19 protein-coding genes and 1 pseudogene are annotated in these 18416 nt (G+C 60.3%); 10 read left to right on the top strand and 10 right to left on the bottom strand.

Annotated elements, in window-relative coordinates; genetic code table 11:
- Together ACX3P1_RS18975 and ACX3P1_RS18970 are read left to right on the top strand one after the other, a co-directional pair.
- On the top strand, positions 1–469 hold a 469-nt coding region (locus tag ACX3P1_RS18975), incomplete at its 5' end, for a hypothetical protein (RefSeq protein WP_459081168.1).
- 31 nt (positions 470–500) lie between these two features.
- Positions 501–671: a hypothetical protein gene (locus tag ACX3P1_RS18970; RefSeq protein WP_459081167.1), complete on the top strand. Its 171-nt coding sequence runs from the start codon at positions 501–503 to the stop codon at positions 669–671.
- Positions 672–962: 291 nt separating this feature from the next.
- Here the strand turns inward: ACX3P1_RS18970 and ACX3P1_RS18965 are convergent, their stop codons facing one another.
- Positions 963–1940 (bottom strand): IS1595 family transposase, encoded by a 978-nt coding sequence (locus tag ACX3P1_RS18965; protein WP_459081166.1) that lies wholly within the window; start codon positions 1938–1940, stop codon positions 963–965.
- A gap of 226 nt (positions 1941–2166) precedes the next feature.
- On the opposite strand from ACX3P1_RS18965, the gene ACX3P1_RS18960 reads away from it, so the two are divergent.
- The 4 genes from ACX3P1_RS18960 to ACX3P1_RS18945 all read left to right on the top strand — a co-directional run bounded on the left by ACX3P1_RS18960 (position 2167) and on the right by ACX3P1_RS18945 (position 6928).
- Positions 2167–4326 (top strand): transglycosylase domain-containing protein, encoded by a 2160-nt coding sequence (locus tag ACX3P1_RS18960; RefSeq protein ID WP_459081165.1) that lies wholly within the window; start codon positions 2167–2169, stop codon positions 4324–4326.
- Between the two features lie 103 nt (positions 4327–4429).
- Positions 4430–5014, top strand: coding sequence for a DUF1214 domain-containing protein (locus tag ACX3P1_RS18955; RefSeq protein WP_459081172.1), 585 nt, complete (start codon positions 4430–4432; stop codon positions 5012–5014).
- Positions 5007–5555 (top strand): DUF1254 domain-containing protein, encoded by a 549-nt coding sequence (locus ACX3P1_RS18950; RefSeq protein WP_459081164.1) that lies wholly within the window; start codon positions 5007–5009, stop codon positions 5553–5555. The genes ACX3P1_RS18955 and ACX3P1_RS18950 overlap by 8 nt, the downstream gene beginning before the upstream one ends.
- Before the next feature lie 410 nt (positions 5556–5965).
- Complete coding sequence (locus ACX3P1_RS18945) at positions 5966–6928, top strand: hypothetical protein (protein ID WP_459081163.1); 963 nt, start codon at positions 5966–5968, stop codon at positions 6926–6928.
- Here the strand turns inward: ACX3P1_RS18945 and ACX3P1_RS18940 are convergent.
- The 3 genes from ACX3P1_RS18940 to ACX3P1_RS18930 all read right to left on the bottom strand — a co-directional run bounded on the left by ACX3P1_RS18940 (position 6915) and on the right by ACX3P1_RS18930 (position 9795).
- A complete protein-coding gene (locus ACX3P1_RS18940; RefSeq protein WP_459081162.1) occupies positions 6915–7262 on the bottom strand; it encodes a DUF1491 family protein in 348 nt (115 codons plus the stop codon). The two genes, ACX3P1_RS18945 and ACX3P1_RS18940, sit on opposite strands and share 14 nt — an antisense overlap.
- A gap of 75 nt (positions 7263–7337) precedes the next feature.
- Positions 7338–8099 (bottom strand): peptidoglycan-binding domain-containing protein, encoded by a 762-nt coding sequence (locus tag ACX3P1_RS18935; RefSeq protein ID WP_459081161.1) that lies wholly within the window; start codon positions 8097–8099, stop codon positions 7338–7340.
- Positions 8074–9795 carry a sensor histidine kinase gene (locus ACX3P1_RS18930; protein ID WP_459081171.1) on the bottom strand — a complete coding sequence of 574 codons (1722 nt, stop codon included), beginning with the start codon at positions 9793–9795 and terminating at the stop codon, positions 8074–8076. Before ACX3P1_RS18930 ends, ACX3P1_RS18935 begins: the two co-directional genes overlap by 26 nt.
- Positions 9796–10316: 521 nt before the next feature.
- On the opposite strand from ACX3P1_RS18930, the gene ACX3P1_RS18925 reads away from it, so the two are divergent.
- Together ACX3P1_RS18925 and ACX3P1_RS18920 are read left to right on the top strand one after the other, a co-directional pair.
- Complete coding sequence (locus ACX3P1_RS18925; protein WP_459081160.1) at positions 10317–10667, top strand: DUF5330 domain-containing protein; 351 nt, start codon at positions 10317–10319, stop codon at positions 10665–10667.
- A 136-nt stretch (positions 10668–10803) separates the two neighbouring features.
- On the top strand, positions 10804–11232 hold the full coding sequence (locus ACX3P1_RS18920) for a SufE family protein (protein ID WP_459081159.1): 429 nt from the start codon (positions 10804–10806) through the stop codon (positions 11230–11232).
- A gap of 10 nt (positions 11233–11242) precedes the next feature.
- On the opposite strand, the gene ACX3P1_RS18915 is transcribed toward ACX3P1_RS18920, so the two are convergent.
- Positions 11243–12052 carry a DUF6456 domain-containing protein gene (locus ACX3P1_RS18915; RefSeq protein WP_459081158.1) on the bottom strand — a complete coding sequence of 270 codons (810 nt, stop codon included), beginning with the start codon at positions 12050–12052 and terminating at the stop codon, positions 11243–11245.
- Position 12053: 1 nt separating this feature from the next.
- The gene (locus ACX3P1_RS18910) at positions 12054–12464 is read right to left on the bottom strand and encodes a helix-turn-helix domain-containing protein (protein ID WP_459081170.1); all 411 of its coding nucleotides are present in this window, start codon (positions 12462–12464) and stop codon (positions 12054–12056) included.
- Between the two features lie 378 nt (positions 12465–12842).
- On the opposite strand from ACX3P1_RS18910, the pseudogene ACX3P1_RS18905 reads away from it, so the two are divergent.
- Positions 12843–12941 (top strand): annotated as a pseudogene (locus ACX3P1_RS18905) (cytoplasmic protein); the annotation flags it as partial.
- Positions 12942–13104: 163 nt separating this feature from the next.
- Here the strand turns inward: ACX3P1_RS18905 and ACX3P1_RS18900 are convergent.
- Positions 13105–13533 carry a Ros/MucR family transcriptional regulator gene (locus ACX3P1_RS18900; protein ID WP_459081157.1) on the bottom strand — a complete coding sequence of 143 codons (429 nt, stop codon included), beginning with the start codon at positions 13531–13533 and terminating at the stop codon, positions 13105–13107.
- Between the two features lie 564 nt (positions 13534–14097).
- Between ACX3P1_RS18900 and ACX3P1_RS18895 the strand changes: the two genes are divergently transcribed.
- The gene (locus ACX3P1_RS18895) at positions 14098–16206 is read left to right on the top strand and encodes a S9 family peptidase (protein ID WP_459081156.1); all 2109 of its coding nucleotides are present in this window, start codon (positions 14098–14100) and stop codon (positions 16204–16206) included.
- A gap of 15 nt (positions 16207–16221) precedes the next feature.
- On the opposite strand, the gene ACX3P1_RS18890 is transcribed toward ACX3P1_RS18895, so the two are convergent.
- The 3 genes from ACX3P1_RS18890 to ACX3P1_RS18880 all read right to left on the bottom strand — a co-directional run bounded on the left by ACX3P1_RS18890 (position 16222) and on the right by ACX3P1_RS18880 (position 18374).
- Positions 16222–17169, bottom strand: coding sequence for a cytochrome c (locus ACX3P1_RS18890; protein WP_459081155.1), 948 nt, complete (start codon positions 17167–17169; stop codon positions 16222–16224).
- 7 nt (positions 17170–17176) lie between these two features.
- On the bottom strand, positions 17177–17614 hold the full coding sequence (locus ACX3P1_RS18885; protein WP_459081154.1) for a c-type cytochrome: 438 nt from the start codon (positions 17612–17614) through the stop codon (positions 17177–17179).
- Between the two features lie 157 nt (positions 17615–17771).
- Positions 17772–18374: a superoxide dismutase gene (locus ACX3P1_RS18880; RefSeq protein WP_459081153.1), complete on the bottom strand. Its 603-nt coding sequence runs from the start codon at positions 18372–18374 to the stop codon at positions 17772–17774.
- Positions 18375–18416 lie beyond the last annotated feature (42 nt).

The raw sequence follows: 18416 nt of genomic DNA, 5'->3' as shown, positions 1-18416 counted from the left end.
GCGGCGTAGAAACAACCCGATCCACCTTAGCCAAGCCGCCCGCCAAACTGTCTCAGCAGGCGGGTCCACCTCACTTTGTATCCCGGCACGGCTGTATCTCTTTAGCGATAAAGTCCGCGGCGTCGGGGAAGGCCTTCTTTATCGGGGGGTAGAATTTGAAGGTTTCAAGGTCTTTCCGCTCATCGGAGAAGGGGAAATGGAATTTTCTACGAGGCCCAACGCACTCAGAGGCACCTCGTATCCAATATTCGAAGGCCTCTCGGAGATTGTTAACAATGTCTCCCATGATCGCGCCGAAATATTCTGGGATTGGCTCTTTGGGCCTGTAGGCCAAGTCAAAACAATCCGGCTTAGCCAGAAGAAGGTGGCTGCAGGCGGGTCCATTGGACACCTCATAGAGGTCGTGGGGCATGACGGCCGCGTCGCGGATCAACGCATCAATATGGCTATTGGCCCGTTTAACCTTTAGTCTCGGGCCTTTCATAATTTCGGACAATCTCATGTCGCACCCCAATGAAGATAGAGATCTGGATGAAGCCAAGCGCATCATGGAGCGCCTGGTAAAAACCCCGCCTGATCCGGGACACAAGGCTCACACAAGCGAGTCAGATCAGAAACGGAAACTGGGCGACACTCCGGCTAAGAAACGCCGCCCGGAAGAAGACAGCTAGGCCGTCTTACTTTTTGATCGTCCTGACGATGTGCGTGTTGGGTTTTCTTTCAGCGGTTTTCACCGTTGTAAAGCGGCCCGTCACGGCACTCTGGCCGATCTTGTAGGTCTTGCTCATGCGTATCACCTCCTTTCCCGGGCAGCGGCCTGCGCTTAGAGGTGTGCCCAAGAGGTGTGGCGAACGAACCGCAAGACCACCGAAGATATTGCCGGAAATTCCTACTTAGAGTAGAGTCGCCATTTCTTTCGCCAATGCTGAAATGCGCGAACCTTCTGCTTAGGTGTCTTTGCCTTAGTGAGCGCTTCGATAGGTAAGGCGCTTGCCTTCGATGCCTTCCATAATAGCGTCAACGCGCATCTTGTCGGTCCACTTCAAGGCCGTGCGGCGATTGTAGCGGAAATCAAATTCGGCAAGATAACGGTGCAAATGTGCTTCGCCGCAATGCTGATAGACGCCGATCATGCCGCGCTTGAACACGGAAAAGACGCCTTCAATCGTATTGGAGTGAACCACAACGTCGCCCTCCTTGCGGGCATATTCACCGGCGGAATGGTTGGTCGTGCGGTGCGTAGCGTATTCTTCGCCAGTGCGGGTATAGAGGCGCGACGAGTCGGTGTAGAGCGTCGAAGCGCGGTCAACGTTGCGCACCAGAACATCGCGGACGGTAGAGGCTGTCGCGTCATTCAGATGGAACATGCGTACCTTTCCGCCGCGCTCGACAAGGCCGACGACGATGCGCTTTTCAGCACCGCCGCCTTTGCCCTTCTTGGTGAAGGGGCGACCCTTGCGCTGCGGTGACATTTTACGCGGCGTCTCACGCTCGCCGATGTAGGTTTCGTCGGCTTCTACGGTCTTGCCTTCGCCACCAAGAGGACCGGACGAGGCAACATCTTCTTTCATCGCTTCACGGATACGATGGCACATGAACCAAGCTGTCTTATAGGTCACGCCCAACATACGGTGTATCTGATGGGCCGACATGCCTTTCTTCGATGCACCGAGTAGATGCGTTGCCAACCACCACTTTGTAAGCGGGACTTTGGAGCGCTCGAACACGGTTCCAACGGTTACCGTGAACTGCCCCTTGCATTCGTTGCAGTAGTGAAGGCCCGCGCGGTGAGACTTCTTTTTGCCAGCGATCAAAGGCATGGAGCCGTCTTCGCTGTTTCTGCAATGCGGGCAATAAGGGCCATGCGGCCAACGAATAGCCTCTAGGGCTTCGCGGGCTTTGTCCTCGTCGTGGAAAATCGGGTTCTGCAAGCCGGTCATTGGTCTAACTCCTTGGAATGATTATTGTCCAAGGCCGTACTTTTGTCAAGTATATAATTGGGAATAAATTCCTATTTTTTTTACCTTACGCGCGAATGACAATACGGCGAGGCGGTTTCTCCTTGTGGCTGCGGTTGAAATCGGTGACAAGATGCACGCCGCACGCTGTATTGAAATCGCTGCACATATTCTCGTCGCCGTGCTGAAGCCGCTGCCGGATTTGTAAATGGCCAACCCCGTCGAACAGCAAAAGAAAAGAGGGCGGATCGCCGCGTTCCTGCTTGGCCTGGACGCCAGGCTGGATTCCTCGCTTTACGAGGCCGGCTTCAAGGCGCGCGAGTTCTGGGAAGGGGCCACGATCTTCTTTCGGCGCTTTCGCGTGACCGGTTGGCGTCGAGGCATCATCGAGGTGCTCAGCGAAGCTTTCACGATAGGCGCTGCCGGCTCTGTCATCATGCTGGCGCTGGCCCTGCCGGCCTTCCAGGACACCACCGGCGACTGGCGCGCCCAGGACGATTTTGCTGTCACCTTCCTCGACCGTTACGGCAATGAGATCGGCCAGCGCGGCATCATCCAGCGCGACAGCGTTCCGGTCGACGAGATGCCGGACAATGTCATCAAGACGGTGCTGGCAACTGAAGACCGCCGCTTCTTCGAGCATTACGGCATCGATTTTCTCGGCCTGCTGCGGGCCATGTCGGAAAACGTGCGCGCCAACTCCGTCGTGCAGGGCGGTTCCAGCATCACGCAGCAGCTTGCCAAGAACCTGTTTCTGTCGAACGAACGCACCTTCGAGCGCAAGATCAAGGAGGCGTTCCTGTCGGTCTGGCTCGAATGCAACCTGTCGAAAAAGGAAATCCTGCAACTCTATCTCGACCGCTCCTATATGGGCGGCGGTACGTTCGGCATCGAGGCGGCAGCCGATTTCTACTTCGGCAAGAGCGTCAAGGATGTGAATCTATCCGAGGCAGCCATGCTGGCCGGCCTGTTCAAGGCGCCATCGAAATACGCGCCCCATGTCAATCTGCCGGCGGCGCGCGCGCGCGCCAACGTCGTGCTTTCCAACCTTGTCGACGCCGGGTTCATGACCGAGGGCCAGGTGCTGTCGGCCCGCCTGCATCCGGCAGACGTGGTCGACCGCGGCGAGCAGAAAAGCCCCGACTATTACCTCGACTGGGCCTTCGACGAGGTCAAGCGCATCGCCGCGAAATCCGGCCAGCATTCGCTGGTCGCGCACACCACCTTCGACGCCAACATTCAGACAGCCGCCGAAGAGTCGCTGGAATTCCACCTGCGCCAGTACGGGAAGAGCTACCGGGTCAGCGAGGGCGCCATCGTGGTCATCGAAACGAATGGTGCCGTGCGCGCGATCGTCGGCGGGCGCGACTACGGCACCAGCCAGTTCAACCGCGCGACCAGGGCGCTTCGACAGACAGGCTCGTCCTTCAAGCCCTACGTCTATGCGACGGCCATGGAGCACGGTTTTACGCCGGATTCGATCGTCTCCGGCGGACCGATCAACTGGGGTGGATGGTCGCCGCAGAATTACAACGGCGCCTCTGCCGGCCGGGTCACCCTGACCACGGCGCTGGTCAAATCGATCAACACGGTGCCGGTCAGGCTCGCCAAGGATTCTCTGGGCATCGCGCCGATCAAGGCGATGGCCGTGGCGATGGGCGTGGAATCGCCGCTCGAAAGCCACAAGACCATGGTTCTCGGCACGTCCGGCATGACCGTAATGGACCAAACAACCGGCTACAGCGTGTTCGCGCAGGACGGCATGGTCGGCACGCGGCACGGCATCACGCAGCTTGTCACGCATACCGGCCAGGTCATCTACGATTTCGCCAAGGATGCGCCACCGCCGCACCGCGTTCTTTCCGAGCAGGCGCTGAAATACATGAACACCATGCTGTCGCAGGTGCCGGTAATCGGCACGGCGCGCCGGGCCGCCCTGCCGGGGATCGTCGTTGCCGGCAAGACGGGCACCACCCAATCCTACCGCGACGCATGGTTCGTGGGTTTCACCGGCAATTACACCGCAGCCGTGTGGATGGGCAATGACGACTTCAGCACGACCAACAACATGACCGGCGGTACGCTGCCGGCTATGATCTGGCAGCGTCTGATGGCTTACGCGCATCAGAACATCGACCTGAAGCCCATTCCCGGTCTCGATCATCCCTTCATGGATGCCGAAATCGCGGCAAAGGCGGAAGATGCGGAGAAGAAAAAGGCGGCAAAGGCCGAAGCCGATGCCCAAGCTGCGCGCCCGCCCGTGCTCTCCAGCCGCACGGCGCAGACCCTGCGGGAAATGTCGCAAATGTTCCGGTCGGCGCGAAGCCTTGACGAGCCGGTCGAAGCGGAAACGCTTTCGGCGCTGTGAGCGATCCGCACAACCGCGCTTTGACGAACAACCAGGCCCGGCGCTTGCCAGCCGGGACCGCCTCGCGATATTGCCAATGGCAGTTCTCTCGTCGCGGCGGCTCATGCTGAAAAATACCCTCCTGACCTTTCTCGGGCTTGCCATCGCCATAGGCTGCGGAGGCGGCAGCGCGTGGTATGTGCTCAATACGCAGGAAGGCGTCGGAGCCATCCACATCGGCCCGTGGACCGCTTTCCCGGATAGCGGCACGCCGGATGCAGACCCGTATTCGAAAGCGCGGGTAGCGCGCGAGGGCGTATTGGCGCTCGGGCGGGCCGAGGGCCTTGCGTTCGTCGCCGAACGCGATTCGGCCGGCGACACGCTCAAGCGAGAATGCGCCTACACGATCGAAGGCAACTTCCCGATAGCCAGATTCTGGACGCTCTATGCGGCCGACAACTCGCTCGACGCGATCGCGACAGGCAAGCCGAGGTCGGCGGCGCTGCACTCTAATGAAATCCTGCGCCAGCCCGACAATTCGGCGATCATTTCGGTCGGCCACAGGCCGTACCCCGGCAATTGGCTCCTGGTTCAGGGGGCAGGTACGCTCTATTTCGTGCTCACCTTTTACGACACGCCCATTGCCAGCAGCACCGGCCTGTCCGGCATCGTCCTACCGAGAATCCTGAAGGCCAGCTGCAATGCGTAGGCTTTTGCATGTCATCCTTCTCGGACTGGTGGGCGCCGGCATCGTCCATATCGTCGTCCTGCTGCTCGTGCCGGAGTTCTCCGAACGCGATGCGTGGTCGCGGCTGGCGATGAAATCGGACCTCTACACGATGACTCGCCTCGATGCGGAAGCCGGCGGCGCGCCGGTCGTGAAATCCGTCGATCCGCTCTTTGCCGCCGTCGCCTGCCGGTTCGACCTTGCCGCCGGCATGGTAAGGGTTGAGGCGCCGGGCAACGTTCCGTTCTGGTCCGTATCCGTCTATGATCGAAACGGCCACAACATCTACAGTTTCAACGATCACGGCGCGACAAAGGGGCTTCTGGATACCGTTGTACTGACGCCCTCCCAGATGATCGAGGTCCGCAAGAACCTTCCCGAAGAACTTCAAGGGTCGGTCTTCGTCGAAACGCCGATCGATCAGGGCATCTTCGTCATACGCGGCTTCATCCCCGATGAAAGCTGGCGGCCAACCGTCCTGCACTTTCTTCAGAACAGTAGCTGCGACCTGCGCCAACCCTGACAGTCCGTCCGGAAACGAACCCGGCCAGCTATCGATGCGGCAGGGGTTGGGGGGACTTCATTGCCCCGCCTGCCCGATTGCCGGTCGATGACGGGCGCTCATATCGAACGCCTGGAAAAATGATGACGACGCCCGGTGTTCCGGTGCCCCGTGTTCCGGCGCTTGACGGCGGGCTGCCGGATTTTGCCGGCCGCGGTACGAATGGCAGTATTCTGCTCATGATACGTGCATCCTCTCGGTTCACCCGGAGCACAACGCAACGCCTCCAAACATGAATAAGGCCCCCAGAGAGTTAACGGGACGCTAACGGATCATCGCTAATTTGAGTTTGTTGCGGCTGACGGCGAGGCTGACCGTGTCTCGGTGCCGACAGGCGTAGCGTGTATCGAGTGCATCAAGGCGTATCGCGCGTGTCATCGTCGGACTTCAGGCACATTTCTATTCGGAGAGATTCCGGCAAGGGCGAACGCCTGTTTCGCGCCGCCATATCGGCGTTCTGCTCGTTGACACGCCCGTCGCGTCGCGAAATCGCTCAGATCGAGGACCTGACCCTGCCGCTTTTCGACGGAGTTTCGGTGGAGTCGCGCCGCTTCGTCGCCGCCGCCTTGTCCGAATGTGAATATCCGCCTGCCGCACTTGTGCGCCTGCTGTGCGAACAACCGGTGGACATCGCCGCTCCCCTTCTTATCCGCTCGAACGCACTTGCCGACGTCGACCTCATCGCCTTGATCGGCCGGCACGGCCTGCCTCACGCGCGGGCCATTGCGCGCCGCAAGGACCTGAACCCGACCATTGCCGATCTCATCAAGGCGCTGGAAAAGCCGACTCTGGTACACGTTCAACAAAATGCCGATGCAATCCGTCCCCTGCCCGCAGTCGTTTCACCCGCCGAAGAGGGACAGGCCGCCGAAATGGTCCGGCACCAGCTTCGCGCCATCATGATTGCCGGCCAGGCCGAGAACGCTGCAAAGGGCGATGCGCCTTCCAATTCAGCCTATGTCAAACTGCGTGAAACAGCCTTGACCGGCAATGCGGCTTTCTTTCATACGGCACTGGCCGACGCGCTGGGCTTCGATTTTGCCACGGCACGGTCGCTTACCGAAAGTGCCAGCTATTCGTCGCTGCTTGTTGCCCTGCGGGCGCTCGATCTTGGCGAGGACAAGGCTTTCCTGGTCGCAGTCGCGATCTTTCCGTCCCTGTTTCCCCATCCGCAGGCGATTCGCATCTTCCTCGACCGCTACCGCTCGCTTCATCACGACGCGGCCCAGCAAAAGGTGGACGAATGGAAGGCGGCAGGCCTGTCGCATGTGCCGGCCAATGCCGATCGACGCGTATCGCCCCCGAGCCGGCCTTCCAACCTCAAGGCATCTTGACGGAAATCAGTTCCTCGAGCGGAACGGCACCGGCCTCGATTTCCACGACCCATATATCGGGATCGAAGCGCTTCTCGCGCTCCAGCCGGCTGTCGAGCGCATCGGCATCTTCGCCCGCTCCGATTATCGTGAAAAACCGTTCGTCCGGCTTTGCCGAATCGTAGCTCGTCTGCGGTGCGGGGCCAAACAGGCTCGTATCGCCCAGCCTGCCCCTGGCCAGCACGAACACCGCGCCCGCTTCGGTCGCGCCGTGCTTGACGATCGCGGCAAAACCTCCGGCCGAAAACACCCGGCGAACGAGCGCCGACACCCATAGATCAGCGGTCACGCGCATGCGCAGGCACTCCGTTTGGCTTCGGCTGCTTCTAGCGGAAACTTTTGGGCTTTGCGAACGGGCGTATTCGGACGATCAGTTGGTCAGGCCGATCTCGTGCATCTTGGCATAGACAACCTCGTCGGGTTGCCCGGTTACCGGCAGGCCGAATAGCGACTGGAACTCCCGGATAGCCGCTATCGTGCGCGCTCCGACCACCCCATCCAGCTGTATATCGTCGTTGCCGAAGGCTTTTAGTCCAGCCTGAATCTTGACGATGCGCGCATCCGAGGTCACTGCCGCCGGCGGCGGCGAGGCCGGTATCGCATTGGTGACATCGGCACGCGGCGCGGGCTGCGGCACGACCGCCGCCGTGGTCGGCGTCGCGCCGAGCTGGTCGAGCAGCGTGCCGTCGATTTCGCCGGAGGCGACAAGGCCGAGCTTGCGCTGATAGTCCGCTATCGCCTTGTGGGTATTCGGACCCTGGAGACCATCGACCGTGCCGGCATAGAAGTTGAGGTTCTTCAAGATGCCTTGAACCTGCTTCACCACCGGATCGCCGGCCGGCGGAGTGGAGGGCGTCTGGGGCCGTTCAATGTTGATTGTCGTTTCCGGTTCATCGATCTGCGGAGGCGGAAACGAGCCGATGCTTCTCGTCGTAAAGAACGCGCCCGCATGCGGAAAAGGCTGATACCATAAGGCATTGGCCGATACGAAAAAGAACGTGACCAGAAAGGCTGTGGCGCCCCCGACCATGATCGGGTTGTCCGAGATCATGCTGCCGACGGTTACGGCCGCGCCCTTGAGGATGCGGCTGCGCTGCGGGGCAGGCTTACGCCGTTTTGCGGAGCGGCCCATACCCGTCCTCCTGCGTCTTGGCGACCGGCATGGATACCACGGCGGGCTTTTCCACCCGCTCGCGTGGTCCTTCAACCGGCAGGCTGATCGTCACCTTGGTGCCCTCGCCGGGGGCGCTTTCAATCGACATGGTGCCGTCATGCAGCGCAACCAGTCCCTTTACCAGCGACAAGCCCAAGCCGGCGCCCTCGAAGGCGCGCGTGTAGCCATTTTGGATCTGCATGAAGGGCTTGCCGAGATTGCCGATGTTCTCCTCGGCAATGCCGATGCCGGTGTCGCTGACCCAGAAGTGCAGGCGCGACCCAATCCGCTGGGCGCCGATGACGACGTCGCCACCGTCGGGCGTAAACTTGACGGCGTTCGACACCAGATTGATCAACATCTGCTGGACCGCGCGGCGATCCGCATTGATCTCGCCGAGGTCGGAGGCCGTGTGCGTCGAAAGCCTTATGGCTTTCGCCTTGGCCTGCAAGTGCATCATCGAGCGGCACATATCGACAGCTTCGACGAACCGGAACGGCTCGGGCTCGGTCGCATACGCGCCGCATTCGATCTTCGATACGTCGAGGATCGAATTCACCACGTCCAGAAGGTGTTGGCCGGAATCGCGCACCAGCCCGACATATTCCTTCTGGCGAGGATCGCCGAACGGTCCGAACATTTCGTGCAGCAGCATGTCGGAAAAGCCGAGAATGGCATTGAGCGGCGTGCGCAATTCATGGCTTACCGCCGCCAGAAAACGCCCCTTGGCCAATTCGGCGCTGGCAACCGCTTCGTTGGCGACGTCAAGTTCCTGGCGCAGGTCGGCGATCCCTTCGCCTTCGCGCAGCACAGCCACGAAGCCATCGCCGGGGCCCCTCATCAGTTCAAGCGCAAACTGCCGGTAGCTGCCCATGACCATGCCGGCCTGCGCCTGCGGCAAGCGAATGCGAACGTCAAGCTTGCGCAACAGAGCGCCTTCGCGCAAATCCGCAAGCGCGCTCAGATAAGAAACCCTGTCGGACAAATGAATGCGGTCGAAAAGACCGTTGCCGGCAAGCAGTTCCGGCGTCAGGTTGAGGATCGAGCGGGCCTTTTCGGAGGCATCCAGCACGTCTCCCTGCTTGCCCATGCGGATGACGACCGCATCGAGTATGTCCTCAAGCGAAGTCATTTCCGTCGAAGCCGCGGGAATGCCGGTGGCGGCGCGAAAGCCGGCCAGCCGCGGCGCCAGGGTGCAGGCCCACGCCAATGGCAGCATCCAGTGCCAGGCTGACACGGCGGCCGCAGGAAAAAGCTGAGGCCCGGCAATCCCCTGCAACACAAGCGCGCCAAGCCCGGCAGCCGTCGCCCAGAATATCGACTTTCGGGAAGCTCCGACCCAGAAGGCTTCAACCGGCAGAGCGAGGAACAGCAGAGCGACCGGCGAGGCCAGGCCGCCCGCTGCCGCGACGAGACCCGCAATCACCATGCCAGCAGTGATCAGCGCCATCGGGGCGCCGGCTTTCATCGAGCCGATTGCGGCAACAAGCAAGGCGAGGAACCAGAAGACGCCGAATGCGGCAAAGATCGCGGCAATGGTCAGCGCAGCGCCCATGCCCGCGGTGATCAGCGTGACGGCGCCGCCTGCGGCGAGAAACGGGGCCGCGAGCATAAGGCCGATCAACCGGCGCTGGCGCTGGCGCTGGCCCGCGTCCGCTACGGACGGATGGACCAGCCGGTCGCAACCTGCGGCGACTGCATCGGGCAACTCAACATATCTGGTGGAAATCGAACTCACTCAACGCACTCGCACTGGCTTGCCGGCAGATCGCCTTTTGCCGGTTCGAAACTCGCATCCAGCCTTTAAAGAATGGATAAAGCGAGGGTGCCAAATAGCGCGGGCACGGCGATTATCGTGCTACCTCGCCTGAAAAATCAGGCCAATTGCCGCCATAGTAAACGGAGGGTTAGCCCATGGCCTTCGGGACTAGACGGCCGTGGCCGGAAAGCGCTCCTCGCCGAATATCCAGATACCGTGGAAATACATGGGTTTAGATAGTTATCGAAAGGTTGCCTTTAAGCCTCGAATTCGATGCAAATTGAATGAAAAACGCTTCCTGTCGAATTCGCCTAAAATTTGAAGAAAATCCTCTGCTATCGTGCAAGCCGTCCTTTGCCCGCTCATGCCAGTATCCCTGCAACAAACGAGGTCAGGCCACGAATGCCGCATGACCCGGCCACACGGAGGGCACACACATGTTTTTTCTGATCAGGGCAGCTTTCTGGTTTTCGCTGGTCTTGCTGGCGCTTCCCTTCAATACGGGCACGGACGACGCCAATGGCCAAAGCATCGGCGCAATTCAGGCGCTGGCTGCGGCGGGCGAGGCGGTCAGCGACATTTCCGGGCTTTGCCAGCGCAAGCCGGACGTTTGCGAGGCCGGCAAGTCGGCAATGCATACCGTCACGGTGCGGGCAATAAAGACGGCAAAAATTGCGGCATCGATGCTGAACGACGACAGCGACGCCAATGCCCCCGACCAAAGCGCCCTCGACCAAAGCGCCCTCGACACGGCAACCACCACCGGCAGCGTGCCTGCAAGCAACTGACAGGGCTTGGGGTTTCTCGCATGTCCTTATCCCGAAACAGGTTCCCATTTTAGGGAGACATGCTTCGGTCCACATTTCGGCGCTATTAGCCTTTTTTCCGTGACGCGCCCCTGTCGCGTGACTATATCCATGCGTGATGGCCGCAACGATAGAAACAATCCGTGACGACTTTTCATTCCTGGACGAGTGGGAGGACCGCTATCGCTATGTGATCGAGTTGGGCGAGAACCTGCCGCCCTTCCCCGATAACGAACGCACGCCGGTCAACAAGGTGCCCGGTTGCGTCAGCCAGGTCTGGCTGACGACCGATATCGGCGCAGGGCTCGACCCGGTCCTGGTTTTCCACGGCGATTCGGATGCTCATATCGTGCGCGGCCTTGTCGCGATCATGCTGGCCCTCTTTTCCGGCCAGCCGGCGAGTATCATCCTCAAGACCGATGCGGACGCAACGCTGAAGACGCTTGGTCTCGACGAGCACCTTTCGCCGCAGCGCGCCAACGGCCTGCGTTCCATGGTCAAGCGCATCAGGCGTGATGCAGGGGCTGTACTGAAGCAGAACGCCTGATTTCCAGATTTTAACTCACCGTCATTTTCGGGCGATAGTCCGGCGTGCCCCAATGCAGGGTTTGCCGGTGCCGATGCGCACCCGCATCAGGCGCATAGTGGCGGGCGAGGACGCCAAGCGCCGTCTTCAAGACGATCTTGGCGGAACGCACCGGCCAGCCGCGCTCGGTCTCCACCAATTCCAGCCCCTTCAGAAAACAGCAGACGTCGACAAGCACACCCGACAGTTCCGGGCCGACAGCCTCCATGGCATTGTCGACCCTTTGCCGCGCCGCGAGTGCTGCATCGGTAAGCTCTGCCAGGCCGCCGCCGCTCGCGCGTTTGCCCGACGAAACGCCGGCGCCCCAGTTCGCGCCAAGCCGGGGCATGATCTGGCCGCGCGTATAGTCGCTGCGAAGCCGCTCGCCGGCCTGAAACTCCCGCGCGCCGAGAAAGGGCCTGCCATCCCGCCCCTTGCGGCGAACGAGTTGCGAAAGCGGCGATTCTGCAAGGTTTGCAAAAACCATCGCCGGACCGGCCGGCAAATCGACGCTCACCAAATCGATGTCGCGGTGGCGATCCTGGAACGCATCCGACGACGAGTTTTGGCGCTGCGCCAGCACGCTGCCTTGAGCGGACAAGACGACACTATGCGAACTCCTTGCAAGCAGGCCTTTTGCCGCGAGTTTGGACAGGGTGCCGCTTTCCACCGCGATCGACCCGCGGTCGGTAGCCTCCAGCAGTACGTTTTCGCCTCCCGCAGCGGAACGCACCGAAGCTGGACCCTTGGCCAGAAACTGAAGGATCCGCCGGGAGCCGGCAAAGGCCGCACTCTGCTCCATGTCAAAGGCCCAGCCGGTTGCGGAACGCTGCCGCGGCGATCCGTTCAATCGTCAGCACGACGCGGTCGAATTCAGGATCGTCGCGCAAGTCCTCGATGACCTGGCAGGCGTGAAGCACGGTCGTGCGATCCCTGCCAAAACCCGCGCCGACCTCTCCCATGGTCAGGCGCAGCACCACATGCGCGACATACATGCCAATCTGGCGGACGCGCGAAACCGGGGCAGCCGTCTTTCCCGGTCTACGCAACTCCTTGCTCGGCACGGAAAACAGGGCGGAAGCAATATCGATCAGACATTCGCAAACTTCCAGCGCCACCTCGTCGCGCCGTTTGGTGGCCGGATGAAACCCGGATGATCCCTTGCTGCATTCCGGCACGGATTGCGCTGGCTGTTTTAACAGGGCTGATGGCATCGACTGCACGGAACGTCCCTCCAAATAGGAATATGTTCCTTATAACCATCAAGCCCGATGATGTGAACAAACAAAGAACTATCGAACGACCCGAAATCTCATAACCTCTTGTTATTCATCCACTTCCTATTTTTCCAAGCAATAATTCCGACTACTTTGTCCCCATGCTCACGCTGCTGGCGATGATGGCTCCTTCAATTGGAGCATAAAATGGACATGCAGCGCCTTCGGGAAGAAGCCAAAGCGTTCGGCTCGGAAAAACTGAATGCCGTCAGCCACGCAAGGCAGGTCGCCGCCATGCAACTGACGTGCGGGGTCGACCTTTCGGCTTCCTTGCTGGAGAGCGGCGAAGCGCAGGCACGGATCATCCAGCGCATCGAGCGGATGATCGAGCGCGAGCGCCTGAAAGGAATGCGACGGCACTGGAGCTACGACCTCAATCGCCACATCGCCCTCAAGCAGGTGCTGGACCGGCTACGGCAATTGAAGGCCGGCGAAGGAGAACACGCCGGGCGGTGCAAGAAAAATACACGGGCAAATACAAACGGCGCCCGAAGGCGCCGTTGGATATCAGTCCGAAACAGGCAAAATGGCGACTGATCCCAGATCGCCATATACGCCCGGAAGGACGCTCGGCGCTCTAACGCGCAGCCTTGGGCTTGCGGCCAAGGCCCATTTTCTTGGCCAGCAGCGAGCGCGCGGCCGCATAATTTGGCGCGACCATCGGGTAGGTCGCCTCCAGGCCCCACTTCTCCCGGTACTGGTCGGGCGTCAGGCCATAATGCGTCATCAGGTGGCGCTTGAGGGATTTGAACTTCTTGCCGTCCTCCAGGCACACGATATAGTCGTCGTGAACGGAACGCTTCGGATTGACCGCAGGCTTCTGCTTGTCGACCACCGGTTGTTCGCTTGTCCCTCCGATTCGTCCCAATGCCGCATGAACATCGGCGATGAGATTCGGAAGGTCGCCGGCCGGGACAGGATTGTTGCTGACATAGGCAGCCACGACATCCGCTGTCAATTCGATCAGCGCGTCGCTGCTTCTGGAAGGCGTGTCTGCATTTTCCATCAATATCATGCCTTAAAGGGTTCCAGGGGGTATGCCTTCACGCACACTTTACCCATATGCGACACCTGCCGTCGCGATTCTCAGCTTTGCTTGTAAATGACTCATCATATCCACCAAGTCAATTCGTTCCTCATGCTATACTCACGGATTGTGATGTACACATTCCGTCTAGACCGTAAATTACCCATACCTCATATGCCTTGGCCAGTGCTGCTGCCCCGATGCCGATCATAACTTAAGTAAGGCGCTCACGAATTATATCTTGGTGCGACAGATTTGGTCCGATCCTAGGACGAAATCACCACCGCCGGTTGCAAATCACAGAAAAACGTGAATTGGATACTGATGCCTTGGACGATTAACCTGTTGTAAACCAAATTTGAATCCAAGATCATTTTTGCCTGAAACTACGATCAAGATTCCGCCGACAAGCGTTCACGGCGGTAAGTCCGTTCGGGCGAAAGGAATTGGTCGCACAGCACCGGCGGGAAATTCTTGGCACTTGAAATCGACTGCCCCAATGTGCTCACTCGCCGCCACAGATTCCTTTGATCGCGAGACGATATGACAAAAGCCGCAGCCTTCCCGAGAATGAGCCCGCCGCAAACGGGAAAAAGGGCAACCTCCGATACGCATCACGGCATTACCCGGACGGACGATTATGCCTGGTTGCGGGCCGATAACTGGCGGGAAGTATTCAGGGACCCGTCGGTGCTCGACCCCGCCATTCGAAAGCACCTCGAGGACGAGAACGCCTACCAGTCGGCGCTCATGGCCGACACCGGCGCGTTGCGGAAATCGCTGTTTGGCGAAATGAAAGGGCGCATCAAGGAAGACGATTCGTCCGTGCCCATGAAGGACGGACCGTATGCCTACGGCTCGTCGTTCAAACTGGGCGGCGAACAGCCCCGCTATTTTCGCACGCCCCGCGACGGCGGGCCCGAGACGATCCTGCTCGACGGCGACGCCGAAGCGGAGGCAAAGCCGTATTTCCGCCTTGGCGGCATCGACCACTCCGGCGACCATGAACGGCTTCTATGGGCCTTCGACGACAAGGGCTCCGAATTCTACACGCTGCGGGTGCGCGACATTGCCAACGGGACCGACCTCGCCGACGAGATTGCCGACACCGGCGGCGGCGGCGTGTGGGATGCCGCAAACCGCGGCTTCTTCTATACGCGCCTCGATCCCAACCATCGCCCCTCGAAGGTGTTCTACCACGCGCTTGGCGACAGCCCCGAAAACGACAGGCTCGTCTTTGAGGAAACCGATCCGGGCTTCTTCATGGGCGTCGGCGGCACGCGCAGCAACGAATGGATCCTGATCGGCATCAACGACCACGAGACCTCCGAATACAGGATATTGGCGGCAAGTGATCTTACCGCCGAGCCGAAACTGGTGGCGGCGCGCGAAACCGGGCTGGAATACGAACTCGAGGAAGGCGGCGATGTCTTCTTCGTCCTGACCAATGCCGACGGCGCGAAAGATTTCAAGATCATGACCGCGCCTGCTGCCGATCCGGTGCGCGCCAACTGGAAGGAACTTGTGGCCCATGAACCGGGCCGACTTATCCTTTCGGTCATGGGCTTCAAGCATCATATGGTGCGGCTGGAGCGCAAGGACGGACTGCCGCGCATCGTCATCCACGACCGCGCGAGCGGCGAGGAACATTCGATCTCCTTCGACGAGGAAGCCTTCTCGCTTGGCCTGTCTGGCTCCTACGAATACGAAACCGAGATGATGCGCTTTTCCTATTCGTCGATGACGACGCCCGCGCAACTGTTCGACTACAACATGCGCAGCCGCGAACGCACCCTGCTCAAGACGCAGGAAGTACCGTCCGGCCATGACGCGGACCTTTATGTCACCCGCCGCCTGATGGCCCCTGCCGATGATGGCGAACTGGTGCCGGTGTCGCTGCTCTACCGGAAGGACACGCCGCTCGACGGATCGGCGCCGTGCCTGCTTTATGGCTACGGTGCTTACGGCATCACGATCCCGGCTTCCTTCAACACCAATTGCCTTTCGCTGGTCGACCGCGGCTTCGTCTATGCCATTGCGCATGTTCGCGGCGGCAAGGACAAGGGCTATGGCTGGTACGACGACGGCAAGCGCGAGTTCAAGACGAACACTTTTACCGACTTCCTGGCGGTGGCCCGCCATCTCGTTGCCGAAAATTTCACCGCGCATAATCGCATCGTCGCGCAGGGCGGCTCGGCCGGCGGCATGCTGATGGGAGCCATCGCCAACATGGCCCCGGAAGCCTTCGGCGCGATCGTTGCCGAAGTCCCGTTCGTCGATGTGCTCACCACCATGCTCGACGACACACTTCCCCTGACGCCTCCCGAATGGCCCGAGTGGGGCAATCCGATTGCATCCGAGAAAGACTACAAGACGATTGCCGCCTATTCGCCCTACGACAATGTGGCAGCGCTTGCCTATCCGCCAATTCTGGCGCTTGCCGGCTTGACCGACCCGCGCGTCACGTATTGGGAGCCGGCCAAGTGGGTAGCCCGTTTGCGCGAGCGCAAGACCGACGACAATCCGGTCCTGTTCAAGATCAACATGGATGCCGGCCATGCCGGCGCATCGGGACGATTTTCACGGCTGGAGGAGATCGCCTTCACCTATGCCTTCGCGCTCAAGGTGATGGGCAAGGCCGACATCTCCTGAAGTGCTCGCGTCCGATCAGGGAGACGGCTTGCGCGCCGGATACCCGTTCGGGTGCGGCGGTATGGTCTTGAGATAGGCCGCGATCGCGGCGCGGTCCGCGGGCGTCAGTTTGGCCATGTTCTCCTGCACGTCGACCATGGTCCCGCCTACGGAATCGAAATCCGGCGTGAAGCCGGTTTCGAGATAGTCGGCAATTTCCGTCACCGACCAATTGCCGATACCGCCCTCGCCAGCCGTGATGTTGGGAACCACGCCTGTGCCTTCGGCAGCGACAGCACCGGACAGCCACTCGCTCTTCCTGCTGCCACCGGCCAGCGTGCGCGGCGTATGGCATTCGCCGCAATGGCCCGGTCCTTCGACCAGATAGCGGCCAGCCAGAACCTCGTCCGGCGTGCCTTCCGGAAAGGACACCACCGGCTCATTGCTCAGGTAAAGCCGCTTCCAAAGACCAACGCCGCGCCGAATATTGAACGGAAAGCGAAGCGAAGCGCCGGGCGCTTTGCCGGCCACGGCTGGAAGCGTCTTCAGGAAGGCATAGAGATCGCCGATATCGGACGGCTTCATGCGCGCATACGATGTGTAGGGAAACGCCGGATAAAGATGCTCGCCAGCGGGCGAGACGCCCTTCATCATGGCGTTGGCCAGATCCTCGGCCGACCAGTTGCCGATGCCGTCCGTCTTGTCCTGCGAGATATTGGGGGGAACGAACGTACCGAACGGCGTCTTCAGTTCCATGCCGCCGGCAAGTTCGAGACGAGCCGCACCCTCCGCTTTCGGACGGGCATGGCAGGACGCGCAACCGCCGGCATGAAAAATGCGCTCGCCCCGCGCCGCGTCGCCCGGCCCAAGCAGCGCCAGCGTTTGTGCATCCAGCCTTTCGGGCGCGGAAAGGAACCAGCCGGCAACTGCCACGACGCCTGCCGCGAGAATGGCCGCGCCGACAAGCTTCCGCCCCCAGGGCATCGGGCTATCAGCTCTTCTTGATCCGGTACGCCTTATGGCAGGTGCCGCAATCGCCCCCCAGAACGCCAAGCTGCGTCTTCAGCGCATCGACATCGGCGGGTGCCGCCGCATTGACGGCCTTCACGTCGGCGAGATATTTATCCTCGGCCGCCTTGAAGCCGGTCATGTCTTCCCAGATTTTCGGCGATGCCGTCGTATCGCCCTCGTTGCTGCCCGCCGGGAAAAGCGCATCGATGTCGAGCTTCTCCGCATTGACCTGCAGCGCCTGCAAGGCCGCCAGCACTTCGCCCGCCTCGAACGGCTGCTCGCCCTTGACCACCTTGGTCAAGCCGCCAACGATTTTCCCGCGCTCCTTCATCAAGGCCTGACGGTCGAGAACCTGGTCAGCAAAGACGGCCGAGCCGCTTAGTGCAAGCATAGAGATGGCGAGGATGAGCTTTCTCATGCGGTCGTCTCCGGGTTAAAGAGGGTTGTTGGCTTGATAATGATGCGCAAGGTGGCCGAAAGTTTCCGCGCTTTCGACTAACGATTGCGTGATCAAGGATGCAAACCGCATCCAGACAAAAAACCCGGCCGAAGCCGGGTTTCCTGAAGCGAAAAGGTCAGCCCTTCGCTTTTTCGTAAAGCTCGAGCACGTGGTCCCAGTTGATGAGGCTGTCGACAAAGGCTTCGAGGTATTTCGGCCGGGCATTGCGATAGTCGATGTAATAGGAGTGTTCCCAGACATCGACGCCGAGGATCGGCGATGCGCCATGAACCAGCGGGTTCTCGCCGTTCGGCGTCTTGGAAATGGCGAGCTTGCCGTCCTTCACGGAAACCCATGCCCAGCCCGAACCGAACTGCGTGGTGCCGGCGGCGATGAAGTCGGCCTTGAACTTGTCGTAGCCGCCGAGATCGCTATCGACCGCCTTCTGCAACGCGCCCGGCAGTTTGTTCCCGCCGCCGCCCTTCTTCATCCACTTCCAGAAGTGGATGTGGTTGTAGTGCTGGGCGGCATTGTTGAACAAGCCGGCATTTTTCCCGAAGGACTGCTTGACGACTTCCTCCACCGAGAGATCGCCCATGCCGGCTTCGGCGGCCAGCTTGTTGCCGTTGTCGACATACGCCTTGTGATGCTTGTCGTGATGATACTCCAGCGTCTCCTTCGACATGAAGGGCTGCAAAGCCTCGTAATCATAGGGCAAGGCGGGAAGTTCAAAAGCCATGGTGTTACTCCTCAAAAAAATCCGGTATCGCTTACCGAACAA

It is taken from the genome of Mesorhizobium sp. A623 (assembly GCF_054489405.1).
Note: the sequence above shows the minus strand (reverse complement) of the source record. Positions and strands in the feature narration are given on the sequence as shown.

Excerpts from the sequence above, each read along its gene's own strand:
- ACX3P1_RS18970 (WP_459081167.1), top strand. The coding sequence starts at position 501 with ATGTCGCACCCCAATGAAGATAGAGATCTGGATGAAGCCAAGCGCATC.
- ACX3P1_RS18965 (WP_459081166.1), bottom strand. The coding sequence starts at position 1,940 with ATGACCGGCTTGCAGAACCCGATTTTCCACGACGAGGACAAAGCCCGC.
- ACX3P1_RS18960 (WP_459081165.1), top strand. The coding sequence starts at position 2,167 with ATGGCCAACCCCGTCGAACAGCAAAAGAAAAGAGGGCGGATCGCCGCG.
- ACX3P1_RS18955 (WP_459081172.1), top strand. The coding sequence starts at position 4,430 with ATGCTGAAAAATACCCTCCTGACCTTTCTCGGGCTTGCCATCGCCATA.
- ACX3P1_RS18950 (WP_459081164.1), top strand. The coding sequence starts at position 5,007 with ATGCGTAGGCTTTTGCATGTCATCCTTCTCGGACTGGTGGGCGCCGGC.
- ACX3P1_RS18940 (WP_459081162.1), bottom strand. The coding sequence starts at position 7,262 with ATGCGCGTGACCGCTGATCTATGGGTGTCGGCGCTCGTTCGCCGGGTG.
- ACX3P1_RS18935 (WP_459081161.1), bottom strand. The coding sequence starts at position 8,099 with ATGGGCCGCTCCGCAAAACGGCGTAAGCCTGCCCCGCAGCGCAGCCGC.
- ACX3P1_RS18925 (WP_459081160.1), top strand. The coding sequence starts at position 10,317 with ATGTTTTTTCTGATCAGGGCAGCTTTCTGGTTTTCGCTGGTCTTGCTG.
- ACX3P1_RS18920 (WP_459081159.1), top strand. The coding sequence starts at position 10,804 with ATGGCCGCAACGATAGAAACAATCCGTGACGACTTTTCATTCCTGGAC.
- ACX3P1_RS18915 (WP_459081158.1), bottom strand. The coding sequence starts at position 12,052 with ATGGAGCAGAGTGCGGCCTTTGCCGGCTCCCGGCGGATCCTTCAGTTT.
- ACX3P1_RS18910 (WP_459081170.1), bottom strand. The coding sequence starts at position 12,464 with ATGCCATCAGCCCTGTTAAAACAGCCAGCGCAATCCGTGCCGGAATGC.
- ACX3P1_RS18900 (WP_459081157.1), bottom strand. The coding sequence starts at position 13,533 with ATGGAAAATGCAGACACGCCTTCCAGAAGCAGCGACGCGCTGATCGAA.
- ACX3P1_RS18895 (WP_459081156.1), top strand. The coding sequence starts at position 14,098 with ATGACAAAAGCCGCAGCCTTCCCGAGAATGAGCCCGCCGCAAACGGGA.
- ACX3P1_RS18890 (WP_459081155.1), bottom strand. The coding sequence starts at position 17,169 with ATGCCCTGGGGGCGGAAGCTTGTCGGCGCGGCCATTCTCGCGGCAGGC.
- ACX3P1_RS18885 (WP_459081154.1), bottom strand. The coding sequence starts at position 17,614 with ATGAGAAAGCTCATCCTCGCCATCTCTATGCTTGCACTAAGCGGCTCG.
- ACX3P1_RS18880 (WP_459081153.1), bottom strand. The coding sequence starts at position 18,374 with ATGGCTTTTGAACTTCCCGCCTTGCCCTATGATTACGAGGCTTTGCAG.